Annotated in this window: 15 protein-coding genes and 1 tRNA gene; 8 read left to right on the top strand and 8 right to left on the bottom strand. The window is 65.5% G+C overall.

Annotated elements, in window-relative coordinates:
• Positions 1 to 80: 80 nt before the first annotated feature.
• Entirely contained in the window at positions 81 to 896 is an 816-nt protein-coding gene (gene mutM / locus KXJ60_RS13835; RefSeq protein ID WP_291128866.1) for a bifunctional DNA-formamidopyrimidine glycosylase/DNA-(apurinic or apyrimidinic site) lyase, read from the bottom strand.
• Between mutM and KXJ60_RS13830 the strand changes: the two genes are divergently transcribed.
• From KXJ60_RS13830 to pth, 7 genes are all read left to right on the top strand, one after another.
• The gene (locus KXJ60_RS13830) at positions 895 to 2,754 is read left to right on the top strand and encodes a tetratricopeptide repeat protein (protein ID WP_291128863.1); all 1,860 of its coding nucleotides are present in this window, start codon (positions 895 to 897) and stop codon (positions 2,752 to 2,754) included. The genes mutM and KXJ60_RS13830 overlap by 2 nt on opposite strands.
• Positions 2,751 to 3,245, top strand: coding sequence for a lipoprotein insertase outer membrane protein LolB (locus tag KXJ60_RS13825; protein WP_291128860.1), 495 nt, complete (start codon positions 2,751 to 2,753; stop codon positions 3,243 to 3,245). Before KXJ60_RS13830 ends, KXJ60_RS13825 begins: the two co-directional genes overlap by 4 nt.
• A gap of 14 nt (positions 3,246 to 3,259) precedes the next feature.
• Positions 3,260 to 4,138 (top strand): 4-(cytidine 5'-diphospho)-2-C-methyl-D-erythritol kinase, encoded by an 879-nt coding sequence (gene ispE, locus KXJ60_RS13820; RefSeq protein WP_291128997.1) that lies wholly within the window; start codon positions 3,260 to 3,262, stop codon positions 4,136 to 4,138.
• 92 nt (positions 4,139 to 4,230) lie between these two features.
• Positions 4,231 to 4,307: transfer RNA gene (locus tag KXJ60_RS13815), tRNA-Gln, on the top strand.
• A gap of 96 nt (positions 4,308 to 4,403) precedes the next feature.
• The gene (locus KXJ60_RS13810) at positions 4,404 to 5,378 is read left to right on the top strand and encodes a ribose-phosphate pyrophosphokinase (RefSeq protein ID WP_291128857.1); all 975 of its coding nucleotides are present in this window, start codon (positions 4,404 to 4,406) and stop codon (positions 5,376 to 5,378) included.
• 99 nt (positions 5,379 to 5,477) lie between these two features.
• Positions 5,478 to 6,110, top strand: a complete 633-nt coding sequence (locus KXJ60_RS13805; RefSeq protein WP_291128854.1) for a 50S ribosomal protein L25/general stress protein Ctc — start codon at positions 5,478 to 5,480, stop codon at positions 6,108 to 6,110.
• Positions 6,111 to 6,197: 87 nt separating this feature from the next.
• Entirely contained in the window at positions 6,198 to 6,863 is a 666-nt protein-coding gene (pth, locus tag KXJ60_RS13800; RefSeq protein ID WP_291128851.1) for an aminoacyl-tRNA hydrolase, read from the top strand.
• Here pth and KXJ60_RS13795 read toward each other — a convergent pair.
• Genes KXJ60_RS13795 through KXJ60_RS13775 form a run of 5 tightly spaced genes read right to left on the bottom strand, consistent with a single transcriptional unit; the run spans position 6,815 to position 11,115 of the window.
• Positions 6,815 to 7,111 carry a YfhL family 4Fe-4S dicluster ferredoxin gene (locus KXJ60_RS13795; RefSeq protein ID WP_291128848.1) on the bottom strand — a complete coding sequence of 99 codons (297 nt, stop codon included), beginning with the start codon at positions 7,109 to 7,111 and terminating at the stop codon, positions 6,815 to 6,817. The genes pth and KXJ60_RS13795 overlap by 49 nt on opposite strands.
• A gap of 11 nt (positions 7,112 to 7,122) precedes the next feature.
• Positions 7,123 to 7,641, bottom strand: coding sequence for a pantetheine-phosphate adenylyltransferase (coaD, locus tag KXJ60_RS13790; protein ID WP_291128840.1), 519 nt, complete (start codon positions 7,639 to 7,641; stop codon positions 7,123 to 7,125).
• 36 nt (positions 7,642 to 7,677) lie between these two features.
• Entirely contained in the window at positions 7,678 to 8,283 is a 606-nt protein-coding gene (rsmD, locus tag KXJ60_RS13785) for a 16S rRNA (guanine(966)-N(2))-methyltransferase RsmD (protein ID WP_291128838.1), read from the bottom strand.
• Between the two features lie 28 nt (positions 8,284 to 8,311).
• Complete coding sequence (locus tag KXJ60_RS13780; protein ID WP_291128994.1) at positions 8,312 to 9,664, bottom strand: pitrilysin family protein; 1,353 nt, start codon at positions 9,662 to 9,664, stop codon at positions 8,312 to 8,314.
• Positions 9,665 to 9,681: 17 nt separating this feature from the next.
• Positions 9,682 to 11,115: a pitrilysin family protein gene (locus KXJ60_RS13775; protein WP_291128992.1), complete on the bottom strand. Its 1,434-nt coding sequence runs from the start codon at positions 11,113 to 11,115 to the stop codon at positions 9,682 to 9,684.
• 77 nt (positions 11,116 to 11,192) lie between these two features.
• Between KXJ60_RS13775 and ftsY the strand changes: the two genes are divergently transcribed.
• Positions 11,193 to 12,212, top strand: a complete 1,020-nt coding sequence (ftsY, locus tag KXJ60_RS13770; protein WP_291128835.1) for a signal recognition particle-docking protein FtsY — start codon at positions 11,193 to 11,195, stop codon at positions 12,210 to 12,212.
• 7 nt (positions 12,213 to 12,219) lie between these two features.
• Here the strand turns inward: ftsY and KXJ60_RS13765 are convergent, their stop codons facing one another.
• Together KXJ60_RS13765 and KXJ60_RS13760 are read right to left on the bottom strand one after the other, a co-directional pair.
• On the bottom strand, positions 12,220 to 12,423 hold the full coding sequence (locus tag KXJ60_RS13765) for a zf-HC2 domain-containing protein (protein ID WP_291128832.1): 204 nt from the start codon (positions 12,421 to 12,423) through the stop codon (positions 12,220 to 12,222).
• Positions 12,420 to 13,004 (bottom strand): sigma-70 family RNA polymerase sigma factor, encoded by a 585-nt coding sequence (locus KXJ60_RS13760; protein ID WP_291128829.1) that lies wholly within the window; start codon positions 13,002 to 13,004, stop codon positions 12,420 to 12,422. Before KXJ60_RS13760 ends, KXJ60_RS13765 begins: the two co-directional genes overlap by 4 nt.
• Positions 13,005 to 13,014 lie beyond the last annotated feature (10 nt).

Below are 13,014 nucleotides of genomic sequence, written 5' to 3'. Positions count from 1 at the left end.
CATCGGCATAGGGCCGAAACCCGACCGGTCCGAGAGACCGACAGCCGGCCTTGCAGGAGCAGAAACGCGCTTGAAGCGCATCATTTTTTCTGACAGGAGCGACAGAAAAAAGTGGATCGCTGACCTTGCCGGATCGACTGGATCGCCGTGCCGCAGGCCCTGCACAGCTGGCCTTCGCGGCCGTACACCATCGCGTCCAGCTGGAAATACCCGCTTTGACCTTCAGCACTCGAGAAGTCCCGCAGCGTGCTGCCGCCCAAGGCCACCGCCCGCTGCAGCACCGAGACGATCGCCGCGTGCAACCGTTGTGCGCGGGGTTTGCTGAGTTTGTCCGCGCGCAACGCAGGGTGGATACCCGCCATGAAGAGGGCCTCGGACGCGTAGATGTTCCCCACCCCGACCACGATGTCCCCGGCCAGCAACACCTGCTTGATCGGTGCGCGCCGCAAGCGTAGCGCCCTGTGGAAAGCCAGCGGATCGAACCCCAGCTCGAGCGGCTCCACACCCAAGCCGCCCAGCAATTTCACGGCGCGCACGTCATCCAGCGAAGGGGCATAGACCACCGCGCCAAAGCGCCGGGGGTCGTGCAGGCGCAGCACGCCCTGTGTTGTCGACAACTCGAAGTGGTCGTGCACGCCGCGCTCAGGCAAGCTGGGCGCAAACTGCAAACTGCCGGACATGCCCAGATGCACGAGCAACACCCCCTCGTCCAGATGAACGAGCAGGTACTTGCCGCGTCTGGCCACCGAGTGGACCACGCGGCCAGCCAGCGACAGGGGTTCACAGCCAAGCGGCCAGCGCAATGGCTTTCCCATGGAAAGCGCAAGAATGCGCGCGCCGGCAATGCGGTCCGCAAAACTGCGGCGCGTGACTTCAACTTCGGGCAATTCAGGCATGACGGCGGTTTTTTCTGAAGGAGCCGGAACGCCGGTGCGGTCTTGGAGTCACACAGCGTCGTCCGAAAACCCCAGCCATTATCATGACCCGATGAATATCTTGCACCGCACCGCGACAGTGGTTCTCTTGAGCTCGGCTTTTGGCGTGGGAGCGCAGACAGTCGCGCCAATCGCTGCGGAAAGCAAGGGCACGCCAGGCACAGAAACTGCCCTCAACTCCGGCCTGAATGCGCCGCTGTTCTACCAGTTGCTCCTCGGCGAACTCAACGTGATGGCGGGCGAGCCAGGCACGGGCTACTCACTGATTCTCGATGCCGCACGCAAGCAAAAGGACCCCGCGCTGTACCGCCGTGCGGTTGAGCTCGCGCTACAGGCACGCTCCGGCGATGCCGCGCTCACCGCAGCGCGCGCCTGGGCTCAAGAGATTCCTGGCAGCTCGGAAGCGAACCGCTTTGTGTTGCAAATCCTGCTCGCGCTGAACCGCGTCGCCGAAACCGCGCCCGTGCTTCAAACCCTCGTCCAGGCGAGCCCGGTCATCGATCGCAACGACACGATCAACGCCATTCCACAAACCTACTCGCGCGTTGCCGACAAATCGCTTGCTGCCACGGTGGTGCGCGAAGCCCTGGCGCCCTCACTGAAGCAACCCTTCCACGCGGCTGCGGCATGGACCACCATCGGGCGAATGGAGCTCGCCCAAGGGCAGGAGCAGCTCGCTTTGACCGCCGCACGCGAAGGGCATGCGGTCGATCCAGCCTCTCCGTACCCGGCGCTGCTGGCGCTGGAACTGATGGAGCAGGGACAGGCCGATGCAGAGACGCTGGTGCGCCAGCAGCTGCAGGCGGCCAGCACCAGCACCGCGGCCGACTCCGCCGTTGCGCTGGCGTATGCCCGCATCCTGATCGACCTCCAACGCAATCGCGAAGCGCGCGCACAACTCGAGACCCTGACCACGCGGCAGCCTTCGCAGGCCGAGCCCTGGCTGCTGCTGGGATCGCTGCAAACGCAGGAAAACGCGCTGCCAGCCGCCACCGCCTCCCTGCAGAAATACATGACGCTCGCGCGGCAAGCGGGCGATGAGCGCGCTGCCCGAGGGCTCACCCAAGCGTATTTGCTAATGGCGCAGATCGCCGAGAAACAAAAGGACTTCCCCGCTGCCAACGCCTGGCTCGACCGGATTGAGAATGCCGATGACATCATGGCCGCACAGATGCGGCGCGCGTCGCTGCTGGCCCGGCAGGGCCAGTTGCCCCAGGCCCGCGCCCTGCTGCGCGGCCAGCCCGAGCGGCGACCAGAAGACGTGCGCCTGAAGCTGGTGGCAGAAGCGCAGCTGCTGCGCGATTTCAAGGCGTACGCGCAAGCCTATGAGGTCTACAACGAAGCCGCCAATCGCTTCCCGGACGACACGGACCTGCTGTACGAACAGGCCATGATGGCTGAGAAAGCGGGTCGCCTTGCCGATATGGAGCGCCTGCTGCGCAAGCTCATTGCAGCCAAACCCGACTACCACCACGCCTACAACGCCCTCGGCTATTCGCTCGCAGAGCGCAACCTGCGACTGCCCGAAGCCAAACAGTTGATCGAGAAAGCCGTATCGCTCGCGCCTGCCGATGCCTACATCCAGGACAGTCTGGGGTGGGTCGAGTTCCGCATGGGCAACAACGCGCGAGCGCTCGCCATCCTGCAGGCGGCTTACAGCAAGCGCCCTGACCCGGAAATTGCCGCTCATCTCGGCGAGGTTCTCTGGGTGCAGGGCCAGCGCGATCAAGCCCTGAAAATCTGGCGAGAAGGTCTTTTGCTCGCTGCCGACAATGAAACGCTGCTGGGCACACTGAAACGCCTGCAAGTCAAGCCATGAGCGCCTGCGTGCCCGGCCCGGCCCGATACAGCCTTTTTGCAGCCGCGCTGATGTTGGGGGCCTGTGCTGCACCGCCCAAGTCAATGCTGCCCGGCGAAGCAAGCTGGAGTGGTCGTCTGGCACTGCAAGTGCAGAGCGCGCCGCCGCAGTCTTTCTCTGCCGGCTTCGATCTCCGAGGAGCGCCTGTCGCGGGCGAATTGCAGCTGACATCACCGCTGGGAAACACCTTGGCCACCGTGAGCTGGACTGCCGACAGCGCCGAGCTGCGGCAGGGCGGACAGGTAACGCGACGAGGCAGTCTGGATGAGCTCACCGCCGAGCTCAGCGGTACGGCGGTCCCGGTGGCGGCCCTGTTCGGCTGGTTGCGCGGTGAATCCATGGACGTGCCAGGCTGGCAGGCCGACCTGTCGCGTCAGAGCGAGGGACGCATCACGGCCCGCCGCTCGACCCCCCTGCCCGCCGCAGAACTGCGCGTTGTCTTTGCACCATGACGCCGACTGCGCGTTTGCGGAGGCTGCTGGATGTGCCTGCGCCAGCCAAGCTCAACCTCTTCCTGCACATCAATGGTCGCCGAGACGACGGCTACCACCTGCTGCAGTCGGTGTTCATGCTGGTGGACTGGTGCGACCACCTGCACTTTGAATGCCGTGCGGACGGCGTCATCAGCCGTGAGGACCTCACGGGCACAGCGTTGCCCGCGAACGACCTCACGGTGCGTGCCGCGAATGCCCTCAAACTCGCCACTGGTTGCACCTTGGGCGCGCACATCGGCCTGGAAAAGAACTTGCCAGCCGAGGCGGGAATGGGAGGGGGTTCTTCAGACGCCGCCTCCACCTTGCTCGCCCTGAATCGTCTTTGGGGGCTCGGCTTGAGCCGAGCCAGACTGGCGGCCATCGGTCTGCAACTGGGCGCAGACGTCCCGTTTTTCATTGGAGGGCGCCATGCGTGGGTGGAGGGTGTGGGCGAACGGCTCACGCCGGTGGACATCCCCCCAGCACGCTTCGTGGTGGTGAAGCCGCCCACGGGCGCCTCCACGGCACACATCTTCAGCTCGCCAGAGCTCAAACGCGACACAAAAACTGCTACAATCCGAGGCTTTGCTGCAAACGACTCGCAAGGGCGTGCGTTGATCGACCTCCAGAAAGTTCTGAAGCTCGGTCATAACGATCTCCAACCCGTGGCGCAAGCGCTTTGTCCCGAAGTCGGGAACTGCATCGAGTGGCTTCAAAGCCACGGACTGCAAGGGCGCATGACCGGTTCGGGAACAGCGGTGTTTGCAGCACTGCCGCAGGCTACGCAGCTGACAGGCGCTTCCGGCGCCTGGACAGTTCGACAATGCGGCAACATGGATGCACATCCATTGCTCGACTGGTGCACCGATTAGAATCGGCGGCGCACAGCCCAGGCAGTGGTTGCGCAACCTGCGACAGTTTTTGGTTTGGTTGTATGACATCACGTTGAACAACCGACCTGCGTAGGGGAGTCGCCAAGTTGGTAAAGGCACTGGATTTTGATTCCAGCATGCGAGGGTTCGAGTCCTTCCTCCCCTGCCACCCGTTCAACCACCATCCGCACCGGAACGGCCATCACCGGATGGCCTTTTTTGATGGCGCCCTACAAGGGCCGTCGTTCAGACAGCTGGGAACACCATGCAAGTTCAACCCCCGGATTTCATGATCTTCACCGGCAACGCCAACCCGGTGCTGGCTTCCGAGATCGCTCAACATTTGGGTACGCAGCTCGGCGCCGCGAACGTCGGTCGCTTCTCCGACGGTGAGGTCACGGTTGAGATCACACAGAACGTGCGCGCACGCCACGTGTTCGTGATCCAGTCGACCTGCTCGCCGACCAACGAGAACCTGATGGAGCTCATCATCATGGTCGACGCGCTCAAGCGCGCTTCGGCCGTGAGCATCTCTGCCGTCATTCCTTATTTTGGCTACGCCAGACAGGACCGCCGTCCGCGTTCGGGTCGCGTGCCGATCTCGGCCAAGGTGGTGGCCAACATGCTCACGGCTGTCGGTGTGAACCGTGTGCTGACCATGGACCTGCACGCTGACCAGATCCAGGGCTTCTTCGACATTCCGGTGGACAACATCTACGCATCGCCGGTGCTGCTGGGCGATCTGCGCCAGAAGAACTACCCCGACCTGCTGGTCGTGTCGCCCGACGTGGGTGGCGTGGTGCGTGCCCGCGCGCTGGCCAAACAGCTCAACTGCGACATGGCCATCATCGACAAGCGCCGCCCCAAGGCGAACGTGTCGGAAGTGATGCATGTGATCGGCGACATTGACGGGCGCAACTGCGTGATCATGGACGACATGATCGACACCGCTGGCACGCTGGTGAAAGCTGCCGAGGTGCTCAAGGAGCGCGGCGCCAAGAACGTGTACGCCTATTGCACCCACCCCATCTTTTCGGGACCAGCCATCGAGCGCATTGCCAAGGGCAACGCACTCGATGAAGTCGTGGTGACCAACACCATCCCCCTGTCGCAGGCCGCTCAGGCCTGCTCCAAGATTCGCCAGCTTTCCGTGGCACCGCTGATGGCCGAAACCATCGCGCGCATTGCCTCCGGTGAGTCGGTCATGAGTTTGTTTGCCGACCAGGACAACCTCTTCTGAGGGCCTGAAGGCAGCAAAAAGTGGGCGGCTTCCATGGTGGAGGCGGCTCTTTTGAAACAGAGGCGTTCTGGTCGCGGAACCCCTCAACTGGAGAAAGTCATGCAATTCGTCGCTTTTGAGCGCGCCAAGCAGGGTACGGGTGCGAGCCGCCGTCTGCGCAACACCGGTCGCGCGCCCGGTATCGTTTTTGGTGGTGAAACGCCCGCCACCACGATCGAACTCGATCACAACGCCCTGTGGCACGCTCTCAAGAAGGAAGCGTTCCACTCGTCCATCCTCGACATGGACCTGGCTGGCAAGGTGCAGAAAGTGCTGCTGCGCGATGTGCAGTACCACCCCTACAAGCCGCAAGTGCTGCACGTGGACTTCCAGCGCGTGGACGACAAGACGCGTCTGCACAAGAAGGTGCCGCTGCACTTCATCAACGAAGAGAATTCGCCTGCGGTCAAGACCGACAAGTGCGTGATCAACCACGTGATGACCGAAATCGAAATCGAATGCCTGGCCACCCAGTTGCCTGAGCACATCACGGTCGACCTGGGCGAAGTCGTCAAGGGTGGCACCGTGCACACCGGCGACATCAAGCTGCCCAAGGGCATCAAGCTGGTGATGCATGGCCGCAAGAACCTGACCATTGCGACCGTGGTGGAGCCGGTGGAAGAAGTGGTGGCCGCTCCGGTGACAGCTCCTGCCGACGACAAGAAGGCCGCCAAGGGCAAGGGCAAGAAGTAAGCGTTCTGCGCATGCTCCGCCTGAAACGGCCCGCCTTGGCGGGCCGTTTTGTTTGGGGCCAGGGCTGACCTGTCGATAATCCCGCACATGATCAAACTCATTGCCGGCCTGGGCAACCCGGGTCCGGAGTACGAACAAACGCGCCACAACGCTGGTTTCTGGTGGGTGGATGAAGCGGCCCGCCTGCTCAAGGCACCGCTGCAGATGGAGCGCGGTCACTTTGGTTTGGTGGCCAGGGCCAGCGTGGCAGGGCACAGCGTCTGGCTGGTCGAGCCGCAAACCTTCATGAACCTATCGGGCAAGTCGGTCGCTTCCGTGGCGCGGTTCTTCAAGATCGCGCCCGAGGCGGTGCTGGTGGTTCACGACGAACTGGACCTGCCTGCCGGCGAGGTAAAGCTCAAGAAGGGCGGCGGGCACGCGGGGCACAACGGCCTGCGCGACATTCATGCCCAGCTGGGCAGCGCCGACTACTGGCGCCTGCGCGTGGGCATTGGCCACCCAGGCAACAAGAACGAAGTGGCCCATTGGGTCCTGAAGAAGCCGTCGCCCGACGACCGCATTGCGATAGCCCAAGCCATGGACCGATCGCTCAAGGCGTTGCCACAGTTGATCGCCGGCGAGATGGACAAGGCCACTGCGCTGATCCACACCAGCAAGCCACCCCGACCGAAGCCACCCCGGCCCGCGCCGCCGTCAAGCCCGCTTCAGACCGAAGCCGGCGGTGGAACCTCATCCGCTGCGGACAAGGGCTGACCGGCCTTTTGCAGGCGCTGGTACTTCTGCCACAGGGTCTCGCGCGACTCGATGTGGTCGGGATGCACCGGGATGCAGTTCACCGGGCACACCTGCACGCACTGCGGCTCGTCAAAATGCCCCACACATTCGGTGCATCGCGCAGGGTCGATTTCGTAGATCTCCTCGCCCATGTAGATCGCCTGGTTCGGGCACTCGGGCTCGCACACATCGCAGTTGATGCATTCGTCGGTGATCAGCAAAGCCATGGCAAACGCTCCTAGGCCTGCAAGGGCTTGGGGGCCAGGCGAGCCGCCACCGCGCCGCTCACCATCTGCGAGACATCACCGCCCAATTGGAAGATCTCGCGCACCAGCGTGCTGGAGATGCATTGCAACTCGGCCTGCGGCAGGAGAAAGACCGTCTCCACCGCCGGGTTCAGCTTGCGGTTCATGGCGGCCATCTGGGCTTCGTAATCGAAGTCGGTGAGGTTGCGGATGCCGCGCACCACGGCGGTGGCACCGTGTTGGCGGCAGAAATCCATGATGAGACCCTCGAAGGGCAGCACGCGCACGCGACCCGGCATGCGCGCGGCGGCTTCGGCGGCCATGTCCAGCCGTTCCTGCAGCGCAAAGCGTGTCTTCTTGTGGTGGGCGATCGCCACGGCGACGATGACTTCGTCGAAGAGCAGCGCGGCACGCCTGGCCACGTCTTCATGCCCCAGCGTGATGGGGTCGAAGGTACCGCTGTAGACCGCCACGCGGCCTGCGGCGCCGGATGTTGCAAGCGCTGAACTCATGCCGAAGATTATGCGCGAGGGGCTTCGCGGCCCCGCTCACTGCGCAGGCAATGGCCGCAACAGGTGAAAGGCCACCGCACCCGCCTTGCCCTGCCGATGAAGTTGCAGGCCCAGCTGAGCCAGCTCGTCGTCGCCCCAGACGCGCGGGGCTTCCAGATAAATGAGTCCGTCTTCGCGCACCGCATGGCGCGCGGCGCCCAGCGCGGCGGTGTAGAGCGCATCGTTCTGACCGTCACCAAAGGGTGGGTCCAGAAACACCACATCAAAGCCCTGACCTGCTCGCTGCCGCAGCGCGGCCACGCCATCACCACGCTCCACTCGCACGCCCGCGGCCTTCAGCTGCGTGGTAATGCGGCTCAGGTTGGCCAGCAGCGCACTGTCCTGCTCCACCAGCACCACCTCCACCGCACCGCGCGACGCGGACTCCAGGCCCAGCGCTCCGGTGCCGGCAAAAGCGTCGATACAGCGCCAGCCACTGAGGTCCTGGCCCAGCCAGTTGAACAGCGTCTCGCGCACGCGCGAGGGCGTGGGACGCAGCCCCGGCCGATCGGCCACCGGCAGGCGGGTTCTCTTCCAGAGGCCACCGATGATGCGCACCTCTTGGGGTGCCTTGGCGGTACGGGGTGGTTGGGGTTGGTTCATGGGTCTGTGCGAAGGCATGCGCCATTCATCAGGGGCGCGCGCCAACCACCACGGTCACCATGCGATCGGGTTGAAGCACACGGGCGTAGGCACGGCGGATGTCCTCCACCGTGATCTTTTCAACCTGCTGCGCCCAGGTGTCGAGGTAGTTGAGCGGCAGGTCATTCCAGGCGATGTTGGCCACGTTGTCGAGCAGCTTGCGGTTGCTGTCCAGCCGCAGCGCCTCACCGTTGATGAGGAAGTCCTTGGCGGCTTGCAGCTCGGCATCGGTCGGGCCCTGCGCGACGAACTGGCGCACCACCTCGCGCACGACGTCCACCGCCTGGGCCGCCTGATCGGGTCGGGTGGTCAGGCTGATCTGGAATGAGCCCGCCTGGCGACCGGTCACGAAGTAGCTGGACACGCCATACGTGAGGCCGCGCTTCTCGCGCACTTCCGTCATGAGGCGAGAAACAAAACCACCCCCGCCGAGCACGTAGTTGCCCACGAAAAGGGGCAGGAAGTCGGGGTCGGTGCGCGCCACACCGGGCTGCCCCACCAGCACCTGGGCCTGGGCGGCCGCAAATGGCAGGCGCTGATCCACCGCCGCCTGCAAGGGCTGTACCGGCGCAAGCTCGGGCAACGCAGTGCAGCCGTGGGGCTGCACCGCGGCCATGAGGCGGTCGACGATGCGGTTGGCCGCAGCGCGGTCGATTGCGCCGACCATGGACACCTGCGCACGGCAACTGGTGACATGGCGCTGGTAGAACGCGCGCATGTCGGCCACGGTGATGGCGTTGTAGCTCGCTGCGTCGGCCTGCAGGCCATACGGATGGGATCTGTACACGGCCTGGGAAAAAGTGCGGCCAGCCAGGGTGCCTGGGCGGTTTTCCGCCTCTTTGAGCGCCGCCAGTGCGCGCTCGCGGTCGCGCTGCCACACGCGCTGCGGCCAGGCGGGTGCGGCAAGCTGGCGCGCTGCCAGGGCCACGGCGCGGTCCAGCAGTTCGGGGTCGGTCAGGCTGCGCAGCGACACGCTGAAACGGTCCAGCGTGGCCTGCGCACCAAACTGGGCGCCGAGGTCGGCCCAGGCTTCGCTCAGGGCGTTTTCATCGAGCGCGGGCTGTCCAGCCTGCGCCGCAACGCCACCCGAGAGCAGGCCCGCCGTTGCGCCCGCCAGGCCCGCGAGGGCGGTGGGGTCGCGGCGACGACCGCCATCGAAATCGATCTGTACGTCGAGCATGGGGATCGACGGGCTGTTGATCAGGTGCACGCGGGCGCCACTGGTGTGCGTCCACTGCTCGATCGGGATGGCGGCGTTGGCAACACCCAGTGTGGCTAGCAGAAGCGAGGTCAGCCCGGCGCGCCAGGTGAGGCGCGGGAGGCGAGAGGCGAACGGGATCATGGTCATGCGGGCTCGCGTCACTGGCGCAAAGGCGTGGGGTTCGTGCCGGAAGGCTGCGTTGCAGGCGCTGCTGCGCGGCGAGAGGCGTCGGGCACGAGCACGCCCGTGGTGAGCTGTTCATCGCTGAAGTAGCGCTGCGCCACCGACTGGACCTGTTCGGCGGTGACGCCGCGCAATCGCGCAATGAGGCGCTCGCCCGTGTCCAGCGGCATGCCGTTGATCCAGTAGCTGCCGAGCTCACGCGCCTGACTGGCCACCGAGTCGAGCTTGTAGATTTCCCCGGCCGTCCACTGCGTCTTGACGCGCTGCAGCTCCGCCGCCTGCACGCCCTCGCGGGCGATGCGCGCCACTTCCGCCTTGAGGGCGGCCGACGCCATCTCTGGCGTCACGCCGCGCGCGGGCACGGCGCTGAGCGTGAAGAGCTGGGGACCACGCCCCATGAGGCCATAGGACGATCCCGCGCTGTCGGCGATGCGCTTGCCGCCCGTGCCCGCGCCCTGCACCAGCGCGCGGTCCAGCCGCGCGCCGTCGTAGCCATCGAGCACGGCCGACAGCACGGTGAGCGCCAGGGCATCGCGGTCGGTGTCGTTGTCGACGTCGGCGCCGCGCCATTGGGGCACCTTGTAGGCCAGCGCCACCAGCGCCTGATCGGCCACGGCGCGGTATTCGATGCGGCGTGGGCCAGCCTGCTCGGGCTCTTCGCGCGGCTTGCGCTGGGGCAACGCAGCGCCCGCAGGAATGGCACCGAAGTGCTTTTCCGCCAGGGCGCGGACCTGCGCCACATCGACGTCTCCGGCGATCACCAGGGCCGCATTGGCCGGCACGTACCAGCGGCGGTAGAACGCGCGGGCGTCGTCGGGCGTCATGGCCTCGATGTCGTTCATCCACCCGATCACGGGGCGGCGGTATGGGCTGGCCTGGTAGACGGTGGCGCTGAGCGCCTCGAACATGCGGGCACGCGGCGACTCTTCGATGCGCTGGCGCCGCTCTTCCTTGATCACCTCGACCTCGCGGCGGAACTCCTCGTCGGACCACTGGTTGCGCGCGAAGCGGTCGGCTTCCAGCTGCATCGCGGTCTCCAGCCGGCGCGCGGGCACCTGCTGGTGGTAGGCCGTCGCGTCGCGGCTGGTGAAGGCGTTGTCCACGCCCCCGATGGCCGCCACGCGGCGCGAAAACTCGCCGGGCGCCAGGTCCGGCGTGCCCTTGAACATCATGTGCTCGAGAACGTGCGCCACGCCGCTGGTGCCATCGACTTCGTCCATGGAGCCCACGCGCACCCACAGCATTTGCACCACGGTGGGCGCACGGCGGTCGGGACGCACGATCAGCGTCATGCCGTTGGCCAGCGTGAAGCGCTGCGCCTGGGTGCCCTGGGCACTGGCGGCGGGCGTTGAAGGCTGGGGTGCGGTGGGCTGAGCTTGCGCGGGCGAACCCAGCATCGCCAGGGCCATCAGGAGCGCGGTCAGGCGCGTGTCAAACAGCGGCATGGGGCGTTTCATAGAATGCAATGGATTCTAGAGATGGAAAAATGTTCTCGTTCTTTCGCAAAAAACCCCCTCCCCCAACCGCCCCGGCAAGCCCGGCAGCATCGGCACCAGCGCCCGCAGTGACGGCACCGCCGCCGGTGCCAGCGCCTTCGGCCCCCCCGCCGCGTCAGGGCTGGCTGGACAAGCTCAAGGCCGGTCTGCGCAAGACCGGCTCGGGCATTGCCACGGTATTCACCGGCACGCAGATCGACGATGCGCTGTACGACGAGCTGGAGTCGGCGCTGCTGATGGCCGATACCGGCGTGAAAGCCACCACGCACCTGCTCAACGATCTCAAACGGCGCGTCAAGGAGAGCAAGACGACCGACCCGGCGGCCGTCAAGGGCCTGCTGGCCGACGCCATCGCCGACCTGCTCGCGCCCTTGCAAAAGCCGCTGGTGATCGGCGAGCACAAACCCACCGTGATCATGGTGGCGGGCGTCAATGGCGCAGGCAAGACCACCTCCATCGGCAAACTCACCCGCCACCTGGCCGATGGCGGCGCGACCGTGCTGCTGGCGGCGGCCGACACCTTTCGCGCCGCCGCGCGAGAGCAGCTCGCCGTCTGGGCCGATCGCAACACGGTGGAGATCATCACGCAGCAGGGCGGCGACCCGGCCGCCGTCAGCTTTGACGCGGTCACCGCCGGCAAGGCGCGCGGCCGCGACGTGGTGCTGGTGGACACCGCTGGGCGGTTGCCCACCCAGCTGCACCTGATGGAAGAGCTGCGCAAGATCAAGCGCGTGGTGCAAAAGGCCGAGCCCAGCGCGCCGCACGAAGTGCTGCTGGTGATCGACGGCAACACAGGCCAGAACGCGTTGATGCAGGTGAAAGCCTTTGACGACGCGCTGCAGCTCACCGGCCTGGTCATCACGAAGCTCGACGGCACCGCCAAGGGCGGCGTGCTGTGTGCCATCGCCCGGGAGAAGCCGGTGCCGGTGTACTTCATCGGCGTCGGCGAAAAACTGGAAGACCTGGAGACCTTCGACGCCCGCGAATTCGCCCAGGCGTTGCTGGCCTGACGGCGGCCTACTCGTCGGTGTAGTGGCGCCACTGCCCCATGGCGTTGCGCATGGTCAGCAACTGACGCTCAAAGCGCGGGCAGGCCTGGCACATGGCCAGGTGCACCCGCAAGGCCAGCCGCTCCACCCACGGCAGCGCGCGGTCTTCCCGCGCGATCAGCAGGGCGCTGGCTTCCTTGCAGGTGCGGCGAAGGGGATAAACGGGTTTCATGGCGTGGACGGGCGGGCAAACCAGTTGAGCTCCAGGCACTCGCGCAAGCGCAGACGGGCCCGGTGGAGCTGGACGTAGAGATTGGTCGGCGTGAGCGACAGTTCCTTACAGATGTCTTCGCTGGAGAGCTCCAGCCACTCGCGCATCAGGAACAGGCGTCCTTGCACGGCGGGCAGCTTGTCGGTGCATGCCTCCAGCACCGCGAAAAACTGGCGGCTGTTCATGTCCTGCTCGGGGTTGCCCCATTCGGCGGGCTTCTCGGCAAAGTGACCGTCGGCCTTGAAGGCCATGTCCTCCAGCGGGTCGGCCTGGTCGTCGTCCGTGCCGCCGGACACACACACCTCACGGCTGTGGTGGCGCAAGGCGTCGATGATCTTGTGTTTGAGGATGCCCACCAGCCAGGTCTTGAGCTGCGAGCGCTGCTCAAACGCCTGGGGTTTGCTGAGCGCGGCCAGCAGGGTTTCCGACACCGCGTCTTCGGCCCAGGCCTCGTTGCGCAGCTGCAGGCGCGCAAATTTGAGCAAATACACACGCAAATCGGCCACCTGGTGTTCAAACGTGGCGTTGGGGGGTGTGGACATGGGGGCTGAG

This window comes from Hydrogenophaga sp., from assembly GCF_019264445.1.
In the GTDB taxonomy this organism is placed as follows: domain Bacteria; phylum Pseudomonadota; class Gammaproteobacteria; order Burkholderiales; family Burkholderiaceae_C; genus Hydrogenophaga.
This window is presented reverse-complemented; position numbering and strand designations above follow the sequence as displayed.